Origin of the sequence: Novosphingobium sp. ES2-1 (genome assembly GCF_015169775.1) — a bacterium.
Lineage (GTDB): Bacteria > Pseudomonadota > Alphaproteobacteria > Sphingomonadales > Sphingomonadaceae > Novosphingobium > Novosphingobium subterraneum.
Genome location: NZ_CP063446.1, coordinates 51,757 through 70,571 on the forward strand (window position 1 = coordinate 51,757; position 18,815 = coordinate 70,571).

Genomic DNA, 18,815 nt, shown 5'->3' on the forward strand with positions numbered 1-18,815 from the left:
CTGCCGTATACCCCTGGAAATACTAAATTTAGATTGTCGGCTCTAAGCAGAATCCCATATGCGCGCGCACAGACACAGGCCGGAAGGGCAGAATTCTGCGCAGGCGGCGGACTTGCCACCTGGCCATGGCGATGCGCTGCGCCTGCTCGCGCTGGTCGACCGTGCGGTGTGGATCTACGATTTCGATCATGTGCGCATGATCTGGGCCAATCCCGCCGGCTTGCGCTTCTGGCGGGCTGAAAGCCTCGAGGCGCTCTGTGCACGGGACCTGAACCCCACTGCCTTGGGCACGGCCGAGCGGCTGGAGAACCTGCGCCATGCGCTGGCGAGGGGCGAAGTGCGCAGTGAGCGGTGGACCTTCTATCCACAGGGCCAGCCCTTCCAGCGTGACTGCCGCCTTCATGGCGTGGCGCTCGAGGACGGGCGCATGGCGCTGCTGGTCGATGCTGCCGATGCGCCGATGCAGGTTGCGGACAGCTCGTTCGAGACGCGTGCGATCGAGGCGGTGCGGCAATCGGCGCTGATGATCTCGCTACTGAGCGAGGGCGGGCAGTGGCTGATGCACAACCCTGCGGCCGAAGCGCTGATCAACCGGCTGCACGGCACCAACCTGCCGGGACTGGACAACTTCGCGACGCTGTTCGCCCATCCCGACGAGGCGATTGCCCTGCGTGCGCGGGCGCTCGAAAGCGGCAGTGCGGAAGCGACCCTGCGCATGGCAGGTCCGTCCTTCCGCATGCACGAGGTCACGCTCCGCCGCCTGACCGATCCGGTGACGGGCAGGCTTTCGCTCATGGTCAGCCAGGCCGACGTGACCCGGGCCTACCGGGCCGAGCGCCGCCTGCACAAGGCGCTGGCGCGCGAACGCACGATTGCCGAGACGCAGCGCCAGTTCCTGTCGGTGACCAGCCACGATTTCCGCACGCCGCTGAGCGTGATCGACGGTTCGGCCCGTCGCATCGCCCGTCTGGCGGAACCCGGCAGCGTGATCGCCGAACGCGCCGAGACGATCCGCGACACCGCGCGCCGCATGACCGAGGCGGTGGATCGTACCTTGGGCTGGGCCTCGATCGAGGACGGCCGCGTCGATTTCCAGCCTGAGCGGGCGAACATCAGACCGATGGTGGAACGCGCGCTCCTCGCCCAGCGCTCGGTACATCCGCATCGCCCGTTCGTAGCCGAACTGGACGATGTGCCCGACCTGATGCTCGACCAGGTTCTGGTGCTGCGCGTGCTCGACAACCTGATCGGCAATGCCATCAAGTATTCGCCCGAGGAACAGCCGGTCCGCGTGCGCTGCTTTGCCCGCAACGGCGAGGTGATGGTCTCGGTGACGGACGAGGGGATCGGAATTCCCTCCGATGAGCTATCAAAGCTCTTCAACCGCTTCTTCCGCTCGAGCAACGCCCGCCGCTTCAAGGGCAGCGGCGTGGGTCTGCACGCGGCGCGGTTCTACATGGAACTCCACGGCGGCCGAATCTCGGTAAAGACTACCGAAGGCAAGGGCTCGACGTTCACGCTGGCGTTTCCGGTGCCGGCCAAAGGTTAGGCAGTAGCCGCACCGCCACTTCTTCTGTCGGCCCCGCGCTAGTCCCCCAACACGATCAGAACGCTCGCTTCACGCTCGCGCCCCACGTCCTCGGCGTGCCGACGTGGTTGTAGTCGAAGCCGAAGCCTGAGAGGTCTATGCGCGAAGTGAAGTAGATCTTGTCGGTGAGGTTGCGGCCCCACAGCGACACGGTCCAGTCGCCACGAACGTAGTCGATCCCGGCGCCGAGCAGGGCGTAGCCGCCTTGGCGCAGGCGGGGGATGTTGACGATCTCGAAGTATTGCGAGGACACATAAGACGCATCCGCGCGGAGGGCGAGGCGGGCGTTGCCGGCTTCCCAAGCGGTCCAGTCGATCGCGGCATTGGCGGTGAGGGCAGGGGCGTTGGACAGGCGGTGGCCGCGCACGTCGAGGCCGCTGATCACCCCGCGCGTCGCCCGTGCATGGAGCAGGCCGAGCCCGGCGTTGAGCGACAGGGTGGGCAGGGGCCGCGCGTCGAGTTCAAGTTCCGCGCCATAGATGCGCGAGCGATCGAGGTTGACCAGCGTCTGCGTCGCGTCGACCGGGTTGACCGAAAGGAACTGCTGGTTGCGGTAATCGTACCAGAAGCCGGTGAGCGATACCGAGACCATGCCGCCCAGCCGCGCCTTGGCTCCCGCTTCGAAGGCGTCGAGAATTTCGGGCTTGGCGACGCCCGCTTCGGACGGATCGAAGAAGGCTTGGGCGTTGAACCCGCTGGCGCGGTAGCCGCGGCTGTAGCTGGCGAAGAGCAGCGTGCCATCGTCGAGCTTGTGATCGAGCGCGAGCTTGCCGGAGAGGTTGTTGCCGGAAAAGCGGCGGTCGAGCGGTGCGATCGGCGTGGCGACGAGGACACCGTCAACGCCCCGGATTTCCGAGGTCAGCCCGGCCTGCAGGCCTGTGTCATGTGTGAAGCGCAGGCCCCCGCGTAGGGTGGTGCCGCCGCCGAGCTTCAACCGGGCGTCGCCGAACAGGGCCCAGCTGCGCTTGTCCTGATCGAAGCGATTGGAGATGACGCAAGCGAACAGGCTGGCATTGGCGGTGCAGTCGTCCACATCGACGCGGCCGTTGCCGTCGACGTCAAGATCGGTCCAGAAGTTGAGGTCGGTCGCGTTGAACAGATCCTCGCGGTGGTGATGGGCGCCAACGATGACGCTCAGCGGGCCATCGCCCTCCCATGCGAGGCGCAGTTCCTGTCCGAACTGGGTGCCGCGATCGGTGTAGGGGATTTCGAGCACTTGGCGCGGGCTGCCGTCGGTGTCCTCGGGGACATAGAGGCTGCCCTTGTCCCAGCCGGTGACGGAGATCAGGGTGAGGGAATCGCTGAGCTTGAAGGTGCCGGTGAGCGCGGCCGACCAGGTGCGGGCGAGCCGGCGGGCGGTGAAGTTCGCCTCAAGTTCGCGAATTCCCCGTCCTTCGCGGAAGTAGCTGCTGCCCTGGCCGTAGGCCTCGTAAGCGCCGTTGCCGACGCCATCGGGGCGCGGCCTGGAATAGTTGCCGTAGTTCTGCGGGCGCTGCAGGCTGGTCGAGAGGCGCAGCATCAGCTCGGCGCTGTCGGACGGTTGCCACAGCAGCGAACCGCGAATGCCGTATTCGCGGGTGGAGGACAGGTCCGGCTGTCCGGGAAGCCGGTTGCGGAACCAGCCATCGGCGCGGGCGGCGGTAAAGGCCACGCGAGCAGCAAGGGTCGGGCCGAGAGCCATGTTCAGCGCGCCCTGCGCCTCGAGGCGATTGTAGTTGCCCGCGCCCAGCCTGAGGTAGCCTTCGCTGGCAAAGACCGGGCGGGCCGAAACGTAGTTGATCGCGCCGCCGGTGGTGTTCTTGCCATAGAGCGTGCCCTGCGGCCCGCGCAGCACCTCGACGCGTGAGAGATCGAAGAGGGCCAGACCGAGGAACGCGAAGTTGCCTTTGTAGACCTCGTCATAATAGGCGGCGACGGGTCCGGCCTGGTTGAGGCTGAAGTCCGACATCGATACGCCCCGCAGCGCAAAGATCGGGGTGTTCTCGCCTACCGTCGCGCTGAAGCGCAGGTTGGGGATGCGTGCGGCGAGGTCGTCAGCCTGGGCGAAGCGCGCGGCTTCCAGGTTCTCGCCGCCGAGCACGGAGAGCGATAGCGGCACGTCGCTCGCCTTTTCCGATCGCTTCTGCGCGGTGACGACGATCTCGTCCTGCGATTCGGCTTCGGCGGGCACATCGGCGGCTGGCGCGGGGAGGATAGCAAGGCCGGCAGAAAGGCCAGCGGCGAGGACGGACATTCGCAAGCTCCGGGGAAGGGTGCCCCGAACTAGACCGCGTGTGGTTTATACCTTTGGAGGAACGCCATCAGCAATTCTGCTTAGAGTCCAAGTTGCTCGCGGTCGGCCAGCGCGGCGACGAGTTCCGCCTGCGAGGCGGCGTGGCGGTAATTGGCGTCGATCTCGCGGATCGTGGCATCGGCCAGCGCTTCCTCGCGAAGGTTGACAACGAGGAAGTCGCTGGCGCCCAGCGAGAAGCGGCGACGCTCGGCCTCGGCCATCTTGCGGGCGAGGGCAGCTTCGGCGGTGGCGAGCCCGGCCAGCTTTTCGGCGCCGGTCACCTGCGTGCGCAAGTTGGCGATCTCGACGCCGATCTGGTCTTCAAGCAGGCGCAGGCGCAGCGACAGTGCATCTTGCTCTGCCGCCACTTCGGCAATGCGTCCCTTGGCGGCGCGCTGTTCGAGCGGGACCGAGAAGCGCAGGCCAAAAATGCCCTCGGTCGGACGGCGCACCGGCGATCCGTCCCCGAAGTCCTTCGATGCTTCCACGCGGACGTCGAGCCGAGGCTTGAGTTCGTTCTCGGCGAGGCGGGCGCGGATGCCGGTTTGCTCGATCCGGGTGAGCAGCGCCTGGAGATCGGGCCGGGCGGCGATGGCGCTGCTCTGGTCGACAAGGCGGGGAGTGACGTTGTCAACCTGGCGCGGGGGCAGGCGATCCGGCGAGGGGACCACCGGCTGGCCAAGGCCGTCGCGCAGGAACAGCGAGAGCGCGTTGGCCTGCAGTTGCAGGTCCTGTTCGGCGCGGACGAGCAGGGCCTGGCGGCGCACGATGTTTTGCTGGTTCTCGGTGCCGAGGATCGAAGGCCGCGCGCCGAGGACGATCTGGCGCTCGATCGAGCTCTGCCGTTCGCGCGCGAGCTCGAAGATCTCGCGATAGATCTTCACCCGCAGGCCCGCCGCGACCCACAGCTGGTATGCCTCGATTGCGCGGCGCTGCACGCCGATGGCGACAAGATCGCGATCGAGTTCGGCCAGTTCGATATCGAAGCCGGCCAGTTCGCGCCGGCCGCGCCGTTCGTCGATCACCCGGTCGCGCAGCAGCGAGAACAGCACGCCGGCCTTGATCTCGCCGAGTTCGTTGGTGATGGACTTGCCTTCGTACGAGGCGAAATCGCCGATCGACTTGCGATAGCCGCCATAGACCTGGCCGCCGTTGTTCTGCAGCGGTCGGTATGCCGAAACCTCGGCGGTGGATCCGTTGTAGTAGCCCAGGGGGCGGGCCGTCGCCTCGGCATTGAAGACGAGGTCGAACTGGCCCTCGGCAGTTAGCAGGCGGGCATCGGCCTGGCGCTGGCGGGCCATCGCCTCGAGGATTTGCGGCGCGTGGGTTGCCGAGGATTGCAGCACCTCGCGCAGGGTCAGCTCCTGCGCTCGCGCCGCGCCGCCCAAGGCGAGCAGGGCGAGCAGGGCGACGAGGAAACGGGCGATCACTTCGCGTCCTCTTCCTCGCCGTAACTGCCGCTGCCGTAGGCTCCGCCCTTGGCGTCGTTCTTGCCCTTGGTCTCCTCCTTGTCGGACAGGGCCTTGAGCCCATTGCCCTTGCGCGGCCCGGCATCGACCGGGGTGGGGAATTCCAGAGGGAAGTCATTGAGCTGGCGCCACAGTTCGTAGGCGATCGTCACCGTTTCCATCTGGATCCAGCCGCGCACCTTGGAGCCGAGGCGGACGTAGTTGTCGTTCGGCCAGGCGGGCTTGCCGGGCATCGGTTCCACCAGCACGCGGAACAGGCCGTTGGGCTGGGCCGAAGGGTCGATCGTCAGCACGCGGCCATCGAACATGCCCTGCGCCACCGAGGGCCAGCCGCTGAACTGGATGGCTGGCCAGCCTTCGAAGTTCAGCCGCACCGCCTGCCCCTTGCGCACCAGCGCGGCATCGCGGCCATCGACCAGCAACTCGACAACGCGCTGCTGCCGCTCTGGCGCGATCGTGGCGAGGAGATCGCCGGCGCTGATCAGCGTGGCCCCGGCGGCGGTGTTGAGCGAGAGGATGCGACCGTCGCGGGGGGCGCGGACCAGCTGCGCCGACTGGCGGTTGAGCGCGATGTCGACCTTGCTCAGCTTGGCACGGGCCTCGGCCAGCTTGGCGTTGAGTTCGGCCACCTTGATTTGCGTAGCCTCGTAGTCGCGCCGGGCGGCAAGCCCTTCGGCGTAGAGCTGCGAGGAGCGGTTCACGTCGAGCCGGGCAGTGGCCATCGCCTGCTGGGCGGCTTCAATCTGCGCCACCACCTGCTCGCGCTCTGCCGCGAGGCGGGTGAGCAGGTCGGGATCATTGTCGATGATCCGGGCGATCGGATCGCCCTGCTTGACCAGCTGGCCATCGACGACGAACCACTTCTCGACGCGGCCGGGCACGAGCGCGGTTACCTGCTGCACGCGGTCTTCGGGGTTGAGCGCGATGACATCGCCGCGGCCGGGAGCTGTCTGCACCCATTTGACTGCGAACAGCAGCACCAGCAGCAGCGGGATAGCGATGGCGATCATGCGGCCGAGCGTGCGGGTGGTGCGCGGCACCTTCAGGCTCGACAGCGTGGCGAAGCCGGAAAGGTCGTGCCCGTGGGTAGAGGTTTTGGCAGCCATGGCTCAGCCCTCCCCTCCTGCGCCAAGGGCCGTGTGCGCAAAATGCATCACGTCGTCCACGGTCAGGCCCTCGGCCTGCCTGTCAGGGCCAAGCCACAGCCAGGAGTCACGCTTGAGGCCCTCGGGACGATTGGTGAACTGCAGGATCGTGGTGCCGTGCGGCCGCAGCGCGGCAAGCGCGCGTTCCAGGCGGGCTGGCGGGAGCATGTCGTAGAGTGGTGAGAGCATCAGCACGCGCGGCCGCGCGACGAGAGCGCCTGCCAGCTTGAGCGCCATCGTCTCGCCCACCGTCAGCGGATAGCCCGAGCTGGAAAGCAGAGCGTCGAGACCGCCCGGCAGCGAGCCGACACGCCGAGCAAGCCCGACAATCTCGAGCGCATCGATCTGCGCCTCGGGACGGGTCGGGTCTCCCAGGCCGAGGTATTCGCGCACCGACATCTCGACGATGGTCGGCCGGTCAAGCACGATCACGTCCGAGCGCAGGCGATACATGTCGAGCGTGGCGAGGTCAGCCCCGCCGACCGCGACGATGCCCGAACGCGGCACTTCCAGCCGCTTGAGCAAGGTGGCGAGCGTTCGCTCCACTCCGGGCGCGGCCAGCACGCCGACTTGCGCGCCGCTCGGCACCGAGAAATCGAGCAAGTGATCGCCGTGGTGGACCTGGCGCAGGCGGATCGCGCCATCGGGCGGGCAGGCGGCGTTGTCCTTGGGTGATGCTTCCTGCGGCACTTCCCAGAACAGGTGCAGTTCCTCCAGGCTCGCCGAAAGCTCGTAGAGCACTTCAAGGTAAGTGCCGAGCTGGGCGATGCCGTAGAACACGCCGGAGAGAATCAGCTCTGCCGCGACCAGCTGGCCGATCGACAGCTCACCCTGCAGGATCAGCCATCCGCCCATCGCCAGCAGGCCGGCGCTGGACAGGGCATAGAGCAGGAGCAAGGCAATCGTCTGGCCGAAGGTGTAGCGGAAATGGTGGCGATGCGCCGCGACATAACCCGCCGTCATCTCTTCCGAGCGCCGGATGGCATAGGCCATGTGCCGGCTGGACTTGTAGACGCCGTTCGACCCGCCGACCGTGCCAAGCCAGTGCGCAGTGGCGTGCTTGGCATGGCTCTTCGCGACGGCACTGGCGATCGAGGAATTGGCCCAGATCCGCCAGATCACCAGCACGATCAGCACCAGCACCACGTTGAAGGCAAGGAAGAACGGGTGGTAGAAGCTCGTCACCACAAGTCCGACGAAGCTTTGCAGAACGATGGTGAAGCCGCCGATCAGCAGGCTGGTCAGCGATTTCTGGACGATGCCCATGTCGAAGAAGCGGTTGAACAGGTCCCCGCGGCGGGAATCGACGAAGAACGGGTTCTGCGCATGAACCGCGCGCAGCGTGATCTCGGCGACAAGGCGGGCGAAGAAGCGGCGCTCGAACTTGGCAAGGAGATGGACGCGGAATGCGCTGAGTACGCCCCAGATCAGCAGCAGGACGAACAGGATCGCGGCCAGCGTGAGCAGTGGTGCCGGCATGGCGGTGTTGGCGACCGAGTTGATCAGCAACTGCACCGAGATCGGCGTCGCCAGCGAGAGCAGCGAGATCGCCGCGCCGAACAGCAATGCGAGACGGAAGAACGCCGTATCCGGCCCCAGCACCGGTCCTGCCCAGCGGAAGAAGTCGCGGAAGGTGGGAACAGGGTGGTGCTCCGCGTGTGCGGACGCGTCGGTCTGGGGGGCTGCCATCGTGTCTCGAGAATCCGTTCTTCGCAGTTGCAGCACAAATGGGGATGGTTCGGTGTCTTTGTGCCAACGTTGTGTGAACTTTTTTTGCTGTCCTGCAAGGTGTGCTCGGGGGCAGACGAGGAGCGTTCGAGCGGATAAAGCGCCGGTGCGAACGGTGAATCGGGAACGGAACCCACGGCTTCCGGTTCGCCTCGGTGGGTGTGGCGCGACCTAGCGAGGGCGTGCCGCACGCGCTCATGCACCGTTGGCGCGGCTGTCTCGTGCGAAGCGGTGAAACTGGAAAGTGATGGCGAATGAACGACTTGGGCGTTGAAGCAGGCGTGACCGTGGCCGAACTGATGGCGTCGAGCGGGGTCCCGTTCGGTACCAGCGGCGTGCGCGGGCTGGCCTCCAGCATGACCGACAAGCTGTGCCATGCCTATGCCACTGCCTTTCTCCAGTATCTGCGCCAGATCGGAGAGTTCTCCACTGGAGATCGCGTTGCCTTGGCCGGTGACCTCCGGACCAGCACGCCGCGCATCCTGGCCGCCTGTGCCACCGCGGTGCGTGATTGCGGCGGGGAGGTGGTGTTCTGCGGGCTGACGCCGACGCCGGCGCTGGCGTTCCATGCGATGGGGAACAACGCTGGCGTGGGCATGCCTTCGATCATGGTCACGGGCAGTCACATTCCGGCCGACCGCAATGGCATCAAGTTCTATCGTCCGCACGGTGAAGTGCTGAAGAGCGACGAGGCCGGCATCGTCGGGCAGCGGGTCAAGATCGATCCCTCGCGCTTCGGCAACGATGACAGCCTGTTGGCGCCGGTGCCCCTGCCCGAGGTGACGCCGGTCGAGGACGAATACATCGCGCGCTATGTCCGTCATTTCGGGGCAGATGCGCTCAGCGGACTGACCATCGGCGTCTATCAGCACACTGCAGTGGGGCGCGATGTGCTGGTCCGGGCGGTCGAGGCGCTGGGCGCCACTGCCGTGCCGTTCGGGCGCGAGACGGTGTTCGTGCCGGTCGATACGGAAGCGATCCGCGAGGAAGACATTGCACTGGCTGCCAGCTGGGCGGCCGAGAACAAGGTCGATGCGATCATTTCCACCGATGGCGATTCCGACCGTCCGCTGGTGGCCGATGCCCGCGGTACGTGGTTGCGAGGTGACATCGTCGGCCTGCTGTGCGCGCGGGCGGTGGCAGCGGACGTGGTGGTGACGCCGGTCAGCTCAAACACCGTGCTGGAATTGAGCGGCGCGGCGCCAAAGGTGGTGCGCACGCGCATCGGCTCGCCCTACGTGATCCGCGCGATGATGGACGCGGCCGACGCGGACACGAGCGCGCGGGTTTGCGGTTACGAGGCCAATGGCGGGTTCCTGCTCGGCAGCGCGGTCGACGATCTGGCGCCGCTGCCAACGCGCGATGCCCTGCTACCGATCATCGCGGTGGTGATGAATGCCAGGGAACGCCCTCTGGCCGAAGTCGTCGCCGAACTGCCGCCGCGCTTCACCTTCTCCGATCGGGTTGCCGATTTCCCGCAGGAAAACAGCGCCGCGCTGATTGCCTTCCTCAGCCACGGCGAAGAAGACGAGCAGCTTGCCCGCATCGCCCGCCTGTTCGGCGAGATTGCCGGCTTCCCCACCGGCATCGACACGACCGATGGCTATCGCATGAGTTTTGCTGATGGTGCGATCATCCATTTCCGTCCTTCAGGCAATGCGCCGGAATTGCGCTGCTACAGCGAGGCGGAGACCGAGGAGAAGGCGCGCGACCTGAATGCCCGGGCACTGGCCCACGTGCTGGCAGACGTCGTGCCCGAAGCGGTTGCATTCGGCGCATCCCATCGCTAATATTGTATGCAACACATACAAATTATCGGTTGAGGAACAGGCAATGGCCCAGATTATCGATGGCAAGGCGCTGGCCGCGCAGGTGCTGGCGCGCACCGCCGCAGAAGTGGCGGAAATCGTCGCAGCGGGCGGTGATGCGCCCGGCCTTGCCGTGATCCTTGTCGGCAACGATCCGGCGAGCGAAGTCTATGTCGGTCGCAAGATTGCCCAGTGCCGCAAGGCCGGCATCCGCTCGATCGAGCATCGCCTGCCTGCGGACACCGCGCAGGACGTGGTGTTGGCCCTGATCGACGAGCTGAATGCTGACCCCAAGGTCCATGGCATCCTTGTCCAGTTGCCTCTGCCCAAGCACATCGACGCAGCTCTGGTGCTTGATCGCATCGATCCCGGCAAGGACGTCGACGGCTTTCACCCCGTCAACGTCGGCCGCCTTTCCACCGGTACGGGCGGCCTCGTTCCTTGCACTCCGCTGGGGGTCATGCTCCTGCTGGATAGCGTGATCGACGACTATCGCGGCCTGAACGTCGTGGTGATCGGCAAGTCCAATATCGTAGGCAAACCTGTCTCCATGCTCCTTCTCGAACGCGAAGCAACGGTCACGGTAACGCACATCGAGACGAAGGACCTGCCCGACGTGGCGCGCAAGGCCGATATCATCGTCGCCGCGGCCGGTGCGCCGCATCTGGTGCGCGGCTATTGGGTGAAGCCCGGCGCGGTGGTGATCGACGTCGGCATCACCCGCGTCGTTGATCACGATGGCAACACGAAAATCGTCGGCGATTGTGCCACGCATGAACTCGATCACGCCAAGGCGGTCACTCCGGTGCCGGGCGGGGTCGGTCCGATGACCATCGCTTGCCTGCTCAGCAATACGGTCCTCGCTGCCAAGCGGGCTGTAGTTGCATAAAACGCAAATTTAGAGGCGTTATTCTCATTTGCTTGAATCCGGAGGAACTCGCATAGCGAACAGGCCTTTCAGGCATCCTCTCCCAAACTTCAAAAGGGGCTGGCGCAAGTCGGCCCCATTTTTTTGTCCAGCGGTGACAGGATCAGCGAGGCGGAGCTGGCTTTGCCGGACGCACCAGCATGAGCAGGGGAATGGCCACAACACAGGCGATCGCCATTGCGTAAAAGTCGTTGATGTAGGCAATCATCGCGGCCTGCTGGTTTACCATCCCGTCCATCACCCGCAACATTGTCTCGCCCATGCCGCCATAGGCCGTCACCCGGTCCAGATCGAACGGCACCAGGGTGCGCGTGACATGCGCGCCGATCTCGGCGTGATTGACCTGGATGTTGCGGGCAAGCTCCACCGAAGCGGCCGAAATGCCGATGGAAGAACCCAGGTTGCGCATCAGGTTGCCAAGGCTCGAGGCATCGGTGCGCAAGTGCGGCGGCAGCGTGGCGAAGGAGATCAGGTTCATCGGCATGAACGTGAACGACAGGCCCAGCCCCTGCAGCAGCCCGGCGAAGATGATCGGGCCGCGCGGCATCTCCAGCGACCAGCCGGTCATCAGCCACATCGAGCCGCCCATCAGCAGCAGGCCCAGCGCCAGTAAGGCGCGCGCATCGACCTTGGTCATGAACCGCCCGAACAGGGTGATCGAGGCCAGCATGCCGATGCCGCGCGGGGCCAGCAGCATGCCTGATTGCAGCGGAGTGTAGCCGTAGATTTGCTGAAGCAAACCCGGCAGCAGCGCCATGACCGACATCATCACCAGGCCGATCAGGAACATGAAGGCCAGGCCCACGGTGAAGTTGCGATCGTGGAATAGCGCCGCCGGGAACAGCGGCTGCGCCGTGCCGGCAAGATGGAACACGGCAAGCCAGGCTCCGGCCAGGGCCACGACCGCGTAAGTCACGATCTCGGCCGAGGCGAACCAGTCGAGCGTCAGGCCCCGGTCAAGGATCAGCTGAAGCGCCGAGACTGTCAGCGCCACCAGCAGCCAGCCAGTGAAGTCCACGCGCCGCTGCCGCGTCGGGGTCTTGGGAAGATAGAGCCACAACAGTAGGAAGCAGATCAGGCCCACCGGCAGGTTGACGTAGAAAACCCACCGCCAGTTGTAGTTGTCGGTCAGGAAGCCGCCGATGATCGGCCCGGTGATCGGTCCCAGCATGACGCCCTGGGTGTAAAGCCCCATCATCCGGGGCCGTTCCGCCGCTGTGCTGGAATCGAGCGTGACTGTCTGGGCCAAGGGCGAGAGGAACGCGCCGCCGAGTCCCTGCAGGATCCGGAAAAACACCATCTGTTCAAGATTCTGCGCCACACCGCACAGCATCGAGGCCACGGTGAACAGCAACACCGACATCAGCATCATGTTGCGGATGCCGAACTTGTCCACCAGCCAGCCTGCCAGCGGCAGCGCCACGGCCGAGGCCAGCACATAGCTGGTCAGGACCCAGGTGATGGTATCCTGCGTCGCGCTAAGCGAAGCCGTCATGTGTGGCAGGGCGACGTTGGCGATCGTGGTGTCGAGCGTGTACATCACCATCGCCGCCATCGAACCGACCAGCATCAGCGGCCGGTTGCGCGAGACCAGCGGTGGTTGCTCGGCGCTACTTGCCGACATGGACGGTGACGTCGGAACTGAGGCCGGCGATCAGCGGTCGCTCCGACTTGCTGTCGATGGCAATGCGGACCGGCACGCGCTGGATCACCTTGACCCAATTGCCGGTGGCGTTCTGCGCCGGGAGAACAGAGAATTCCGAACCCGTGCCGGCTCCGATGGATTCGACGTGTCCCTTCAGCTTCAGTCCGGGATAGGCGTCTATCTCGATCTCGGCCGGCTGGCCGGGACGCATGTGGTTCAGGTCGGTTTCCTTGAAGTTCGCGTCCACCCGGGCGCTGCCGTCGCGCACGATCGAGACCATCGGCACGCCGGGAAAGACCATCTGGCCGACCTGCAGGCGCGTGACTTGCGTGACCACGCCATCGGCGGGCGCGCGCACGACCGTGCGCTCCATGTCGAGAGTGGCCTTGGCGCGATTGGCCTGCGCGGCGGCGATGGCGGGATTGACGCCCGGCACCTGCGCACCGGTGGCCAGTTCCGAGCGGGCCTGCGCCACTTCGGCGCGGATCGAGACGATGCGGTCGCGAGCCACGGCCACGGCATGCTCTGCCGCGTCCATGCGAGCGCGGGTGTTGAAGCCCTTGTCCATCAGCGCCTTCTCGCGCGAGAAGTTGGCTTGGGCGAGGGCAAGGTCGTCGTTGGCGGCGGCAAGTGCCGCGGCCTTGGCGGCGACGTCGGCGTTCAAGGCGGTAACCTTGGCCTGCGCCGTGGCAATCTGCGCATCGGCCTGGCGGATCGTGGCGTCGAAAGTGGCAGGGTCGATCGTGAACAGGACGTCGCCCGCCTTGACGTGCTGGTTCTCGCGCACGTTGACCTTGGTGATCAGGCCGCTGACCTCGCCGGCGACGGCGACGATATCCTGCTTGATATAGGCGTTGTCGGTGGAGACGGTGCCCTGGTTGCCGAACCAGTACCACAGCGCGCCGGCCACGACGACGACGGGCCCGAGCACCATGAGGATCGTGCGGGAGCGCCTCGAACGGGTCTCGCCAACGTGCTCCTTCGCGGCTTGCGCGGCAGGTGCGTTCTGGGGGGGAAAGGGATCAGCCTCGGCCATGGATCAGGTTCGCTTCGGGAGTGGGGTCATCGGAAAGGTTGCTGCGCACACGTTCGAGCAGCGAAAGGAGTTGAGCGTGTTCTTCATCCGTCAGGCCGGAAACCGCCTCGCCGATGGCCTGCTGCGCCAGCGGCGTCATCGACCGGATCAGCTCCTCGCCCTTCGCAGTAAGATAGAGGCACCAGCAGCGCCGGTCGGCGGGGTTATCGCGCCGTTCGACCAGCCCCATCTTCTCGAGCCGGTCGATCATGCGTCCGGCCGTGATCGGCTCCACTTCAAGCCAGCCCGCCAGGGCGCCTTGGTTGGTGCCCGGATCGCGCTGGATCGCGGCCAGCATGCGCCACTGCGGTCCGGTCACGCCGAAGTGCTGGGCACTGGCGGCAAAGCGCTTGCGGAACAGGCGCCCGACGTCAGATGACAAGAAGGCCACGTTGACTTTCATGCCGTGGCGATAATAGCAATGCTTACATTCTACAATCCGGAAAAAGAACAGGATGCTTGAGGAGGAATTGGGCGCGGCGCGCCGCTATCAGGCAGCGGCGCAGGGGGCCTTGACCAGGCGGCTGGAAGGCGCGCGGATCGATGAGCATCAGCGTGCCGCCCACGGCCTTGCCTGGATCGCGACAAGCGTTGCCGCGCTTGAGGCTGTGGCGGGGTGGGCCGAACGGTCTGGCTCTGCTCTCGACCAAACGGTGGCCCGTCTGGCCTTCGCCGAGACGCTGGGCCAGATGGTGGGCGGCCTGCCCATGGGGCAGAACGAGATCCTGCGCCCGGCCGATCTGGGGCTGACCGCCGAGGCGCGCGAACTGGCGCAGGATTGCGCGGGCCTGCTCGACGTGGACCACGCCAAGGCGCGCGCCGGAGTGGCGAGCGCTCTGGCCGCAGGGCAGTGGCCCTCGGAGAGCCTCGGCGACGCCGATCTCGATACGATCCGCGACCAGTTCCGCCGTTTCACCGATGCCGAGATCGTGCCCCACGCCCACAAGTGGCACCTCGCCAATGCGCTGATTCCGGACGAAACGGTACGGGCAATGGCCGATCTCGGCACGTTCGGGGTGTGCATCCCCGAGGCGTTCGGCGGGCTTGGTCTTGGCAAGCTGGTGATGTGCCTCGTCACCGAAGAACTTTCGCGCGGCTGGATCGGCGCCGGGTCGCTCGGCACGCGCTCCGAGATTGCGGGCGAGCTGATCGTGCTGGGCGGGACACAGGCGCAGAAGGCACGGTGGCTTCCAGCCATCGCCAGCGGGGAGGTCCTGCCGACGGCGGTGTTCACCGAACCCGATACCGGGTCCGATCTCGGCTCACTGCAAACCCGCGCACGGCGGGAGGGCGAGGGCTGGGTGATCGATGGCGCGAAGACATGGATAACCCATGCCGCCCGGTCGGACCTGATGACCTTGCTGGCCCGCACGCTCCCAGATGCCAAGGGCTATGGCGGGCTGTCGATGCTGCTGGTGCCCAAGCCCCGCGGGACGGAGGATGAACCATTCCCGGCGGCAGGCATGAGCGGCAGCGAGATCGAGGTTCTCGGCTATCGCGGGATGCGCGAATATGCGCTGCAGTTCGATGGCCTGCGCGCGCCGGGCGATGCCTTGCTCGGCGGCGAGGAGGGGCAGGGCTTCAAGCAGCTGATGCGGACTTTCGAGGGTGCGCGCATCCAGACCGCCGCGCGCGCTGTCGGCGTGGCAAGACGCGCGCTGGAACTGGGGCTGGATTACGCGCTGAACCGCAAGCAGTTCGGCAAAGCCATCGTCCTGTTTCCGCGCGTGGCCGACAAGCTGGCGATGAGCCTGGTCGACATGGTGCTTGCGCGCGAGCTGACCTACGCCGCCGCCCGCGCCAAGGATTCAGGCAAGCGCTGCGATATCGAGGCCGGCATGGCCAAGCTGCTGGCGGCGCGCGCGGCATGGTCCAACGCCGATGCCTCGCTGCAGATCCATGGCGGCAACGGTTATGCGCTGGAGTACGAGATCAGCCGCGTGCTGTGCGATGCACGCATCCTCAACATCTTCGAAGGCGCGGCGGAAATACAGGCGCAGGTCATCGCGCGCGGGCTGCTGGAAGGGCGCAACTGATGGGTGACGTGGACGGGGATCGGTGGGACGCGTGGATTGGCCGGACCGAGCGGCGGGTTGACCGCGCCGACGCCGGACTTGCCGCGCGCTGGCTGGCAACGCTCGATCGCGCGGCGCCCCCCGACGGGACCATGCCGCAAGGCTTCCACTGGTGCCTGTGCACGCCCGATGCGCCAACCTCGGCGCTGGGGGCTGACGGTCATCCGCTGCGCGATGACAGCCCGGACAGCTTCCTGCCGCCGGTGCCGCTGCCGCGCCGGATGTGGGCGTCGAGCAAGGTGGAGTTTCTTGCGCCGCTCGTGCTTGGCGCGGCGGTCGAGCGGCGGTCTTCGGTTGCGGCGATCACTGAAAAACGGGGTGCCAGTGGAGCGCTGGTCTTCGTGGATGTTGCTCATGAGACGCTGTGCTATGGCGAATTGGCCGTGCGCGAAGTGCAGAGCGTGGTCTATCGCGATGCCGCCGCCGCTGGCTTGCCCTTGGTCCCGCCGCCGTTGGGGGAGGGCACCTTCCATCCGGGGTCATGGACCGCGCACCGGGCGATAACCCCGGACGAGCCGCTGCTGTTCCGCTATTCGGCGCTGACCTTCAACGGCCACCGTATCCACTACGACCTGCCATATGCCACGGAAGTCGAAGGCTATCGCGGGCTGGTCGTGCACGGGCCATTGACGGCGACGCTCCTGCTCGATCTGGCGCAGGCAGAGCTGGGCGACAACGCGCTGAAAAGCTTTGCCTTTCGGGGGCTTTCGCCAGCGATCTCCGGCGAGGCGCTGCATCTGGTAATGCGCGAGGATGGGGGCGCGGTCGAACTCGCCGCCTTTGCCGCCGATGGACGTCAGGTCATGGCGGCAAGCGCCACGACCTGAACCGTTCGTCGTTCGTGCCGAAGCTTCAGGCTGCGGGAATCGCCCGCTCGCCAACGATGTTCAGGCCATAGCCTTCGAGCGCGACGAGGTTGTGGTGTGAGTTGGTCAGCAGGATCATGTCGTGAATGCCGAGGTCGGCAAGGATCTGCGCGCCGATGCCGTAGCTGCGCAGCTCCATGTCGTGCCCCGCGGTGCCGCCGACCTCGCGGATCAGCTGTTCGGGATCGGTGGGCATCAGCAGCACGATGACGCCTGAGCCTGCCTCGCCAATCTCGCTCATGGCGCGCTGCAGGATGCGCTTGCGCGGTCCCGGCTGGCCGAGCACATCGGACAGGACCGAGATCGAGTGCATGCGCACCAGCGTCGGTGTGTCGGGCAGGATGTGGCCCTTCTGCAGCACGAGATGGACGGAACCGTCGACCTTGTTGCGATAGGTCTTTATCGTGAACTCGCCGCCGTAATCGGTGTGGAACGGTGCCTGGTCGAGGCATTCGACAAGATGGTCGTGACGGCGGCGATAGGCGATCAGGTCGCGGATCGTGCCGATCTTGAGGCCATGCTTGCGGGCGAACGGGATGAGGTCGTTGAGGCGCGCCATCGTGCCATCGTCGTTCATGATCTCGCAGATCACGCCCGAGGGGTTGAGGCCGGCGAGGCGCGGCAGGTCGACCGCGGCTTCGGTGTGGCCGGCGCGGACGAGGACACCGCCGTCGCGGGCGATCAGCGGGAAGACGTGGCCCGGCGTCACGATATCGTCACGGCCCTTGGTGGCATCGACCGCCACGGCAACGGTGCGGGCGCGGTCCGCTGCGGAAATGCCGGTGTCGACGCCCTCGCGCGCCTCGATCGAGACGGTGAAGGCCGTGCCATGGCGCGTGCCGTTGTTGCGGCTCATCAGTTCGAGGCCGAGCTTGTCGGCGCGTTCGGACGTGAGGCACAGGCAGATCAACCCGCGGCCGTGGGTGGCCATGAAGTTGATGGATTCGGGGGTTGCCATCTGTGCCGGGATGACCAGATCGCCTTCGTTCTCGCGGTCTTCGTCATCGACGAGGATGACCATGCGGCCATTGCGGACGTCGGCAATGATTTCCTCGACCGTCGCCAGCGCGAAGTCCTCTTCGTCACTGTCGTCCATTGCCCGTTCGAGCTTGGTCAGCGTATCTGCCGTGGGATTCCAGTCAGGCGACAGGGCGTCGCGCAAGGTGTTGGGGTGCAGACCTGCCGCGCGGGCAAGCGCTGCCCGCGAAATGATCCGATCCTCGATGAGCTTGCGCGCACGCGCCACAATGTCCTGTGCCATGAGTCGCGTTTGTCACATCGCGATGGCACAGGTCAACAGAAATCACATCGTGATGTGAGGTTATCCCCAGAGTGTCGCACGATAACGTGCGAAGCAGCGCTCACCGCACATCAGACGCATCAGCGCGCCTTCGGCCATGGCCGTCGCACGGCGCGGGTCTTCCTCGACGAGCGGGCGCAACGCCTCGCGGTTCCAGTCCTCGCTGTGCTTCACGTCGAGCACGGCATGAAGATCGAAGTAGCGGCGTTCACGGTCGGACAGGCCGATGCGGCGCAGGCCCTTGGCGACCATGGCCGAACGGCCCGGAGCGGTCAGTTCGATCACCCCAAGCGCGCCGACCGAATGCCACGCAAAACGGCGATTGGTGGCCATGCCCGTCATCGCGTTGGCGAGCGCAAGGCTTTCCCAGACGGTGTTCTCGATGGTCGGCTCCACGCCCATGGTCACGGCCAGATCATTAAGCATCGGTCCGTGCATGCCGCGCACGTTGCCCCGACCCATCTCGTCCCAGTAGTTGCGGGCAAGTTCGAGCTTGGCGCTGACCGGGAGCTTGACCTGCGTATAGGCGACAAGATCGTCGAACCCGGCTTCGCCTGCCGCTTCCTGTTCGAAGAACCAGCGCAGTTGCGCTTCATCGGCGTTTTCCGCGAGCCAGGGGAACAGCGGATCGCCCTGACCGGGACCGGTTAGCTTGAGGTCTTCGAACCATTCGACAAAGCCGTCGACATCGGTTGGCGCTTCGCCTGCGCGCTCTCGGACCTCGGCGCGCAGTTCCTCGAGAAATGAGGTTTCGAGATAGCGCATCTGCGCTTCATGCTCGAAATGTTGGTTCCAGTCGTCGGACGGAAACTGCGGACTCAGCCGCTCGCGGTTCCAGCGGGCCAGTGTCTGCTGGATCGTGTCGCTTTGGAACCGGGGGCCAGTGGTGCTTCGCTGGTCAAGATCTATCTGCATG

At 65.9% G+C, this 18,815-nt stretch carries 14 protein-coding genes; 5 read left to right on the forward strand and 9 right to left on the reverse strand.

The features are described from left to right. The first annotated feature begins 112 nt into the window (after positions 1-112). Entirely contained in the window at positions 113-1,549 is a 1,437-nt protein-coding gene (locus IM701_RS15700; RefSeq protein WP_230487910.1) for an ATP-binding protein, read from the forward strand. Between the two features lie 55 nt (positions 1,550-1,604). On the opposite strand, the gene IM701_RS15705 is transcribed toward IM701_RS15700, so the two are convergent. The 4 genes from IM701_RS15705 to IM701_RS15720 form a co-directional block, all read right to left on the reverse strand. Continuing rightward, entirely contained in the window at positions 1,605-3,821 is a 2,217-nt protein-coding gene (locus IM701_RS15705; RefSeq protein ID WP_193828700.1) for a TonB-dependent receptor, read from the reverse strand. Positions 3,822-3,901: 80 nt separating this feature from the next. Further along, a complete protein-coding gene (locus tag IM701_RS15710; protein ID WP_062343502.1) occupies positions 3,902-5,290 on the reverse strand; it encodes a TolC family protein in 1,389 nt (462 codons plus the stop codon). Next, positions 5,287-6,435, reverse strand: a complete 1,149-nt coding sequence (locus IM701_RS15715) for an efflux RND transporter periplasmic adaptor subunit (RefSeq protein ID WP_039334585.1) — start codon at positions 6,433-6,435, stop codon at positions 5,287-5,289. The genes IM701_RS15710 and IM701_RS15715 overlap by 4 nt, the downstream gene beginning before the upstream one ends. 3 nt (positions 6,436-6,438) lie before the next feature. After that, positions 6,439-8,163 carry an ABC transporter ATP-binding protein gene (locus tag IM701_RS15720; protein ID WP_193828701.1) on the reverse strand — a complete coding sequence of 575 codons (1,725 nt, stop codon included), beginning with the start codon at positions 8,161-8,163 and terminating at the stop codon, positions 6,439-6,441. Positions 8,164-8,456: 293 nt separating this feature from the next. On the opposite strand from IM701_RS15720, the gene IM701_RS15725 reads away from it, so the two are divergent. Continuing rightward, positions 8,457-9,992 (forward strand): phosphomannomutase, encoded by a 1,536-nt coding sequence (locus tag IM701_RS15725; RefSeq protein ID WP_193828702.1) that lies wholly within the window; start codon positions 8,457-8,459, stop codon positions 9,990-9,992. A gap of 43 nt (positions 9,993-10,035) precedes the next feature. Then, complete coding sequence (locus IM701_RS15730) at positions 10,036-10,899, forward strand: bifunctional 5,10-methylenetetrahydrofolate dehydrogenase/5,10-methenyltetrahydrofolate cyclohydrolase (RefSeq protein ID WP_193828703.1); 864 nt, start codon at positions 10,036-10,038, stop codon at positions 10,897-10,899. A 142-nt stretch (positions 10,900-11,041) separates the two neighbouring features. On the opposite strand, the gene IM701_RS15735 is transcribed toward IM701_RS15730, so the two are convergent. Genes IM701_RS15735 through IM701_RS15745 form a run of 3 tightly spaced genes read right to left on the reverse strand, consistent with a single transcriptional unit; the run spans position 11,042 to position 14,049 of the window. Further along, entirely contained in the window at positions 11,042-12,562 is a 1,521-nt protein-coding gene (locus IM701_RS15735) for a DHA2 family efflux MFS transporter permease subunit (RefSeq protein WP_193828704.1), read from the reverse strand. Then, a complete protein-coding gene (locus IM701_RS15740; protein WP_039334593.1) occupies positions 12,549-13,619 on the reverse strand; it encodes an HlyD family secretion protein in 1,071 nt (356 codons plus the stop codon). The genes IM701_RS15735 and IM701_RS15740 overlap by 14 nt, the downstream gene beginning before the upstream one ends. Then, positions 13,606-14,049, reverse strand: a complete 444-nt coding sequence (locus IM701_RS15745; protein WP_230487911.1) for a MarR family winged helix-turn-helix transcriptional regulator — start codon at positions 14,047-14,049, stop codon at positions 13,606-13,608. Before IM701_RS15745 ends, IM701_RS15740 begins: the two co-directional genes overlap by 14 nt. 64 nt (positions 14,050-14,113) lie before the next feature. On the opposite strand from IM701_RS15745, the gene IM701_RS15750 reads away from it, so the two are divergent. Then, positions 14,114-15,694, forward strand: coding sequence for an acyl-CoA dehydrogenase family protein (locus IM701_RS15750; RefSeq protein WP_193828705.1), 1,581 nt, complete (start codon positions 14,114-14,116; stop codon positions 15,692-15,694). Then, on the forward strand, positions 15,694-16,560 hold the full coding sequence (locus tag IM701_RS15755; RefSeq protein WP_193828706.1) for a MaoC family dehydratase N-terminal domain-containing protein: 867 nt from the start codon (positions 15,694-15,696) through the stop codon (positions 16,558-16,560). The genes IM701_RS15750 and IM701_RS15755 overlap by 1 nt, the downstream gene beginning before the upstream one ends. A gap of 25 nt (positions 16,561-16,585) precedes the next feature. Here IM701_RS15755 and ribB read toward each other — a convergent pair whose 3' ends face one another. After that, a complete protein-coding gene (gene ribB / locus IM701_RS15760; protein ID WP_193828707.1) occupies positions 16,586-17,860 on the reverse strand; it encodes a 3,4-dihydroxy-2-butanone-4-phosphate synthase in 1,275 nt (424 codons plus the stop codon). A gap of 60 nt (positions 17,861-17,920) precedes the next feature. After that, positions 17,921-18,814 (reverse strand): iron-containing redox enzyme family protein, encoded by an 894-nt coding sequence (locus tag IM701_RS15765; RefSeq protein WP_193828708.1) that lies wholly within the window; start codon positions 18,812-18,814, stop codon positions 17,921-17,923. Position 18,815: the final 1 nt, after the last annotated feature.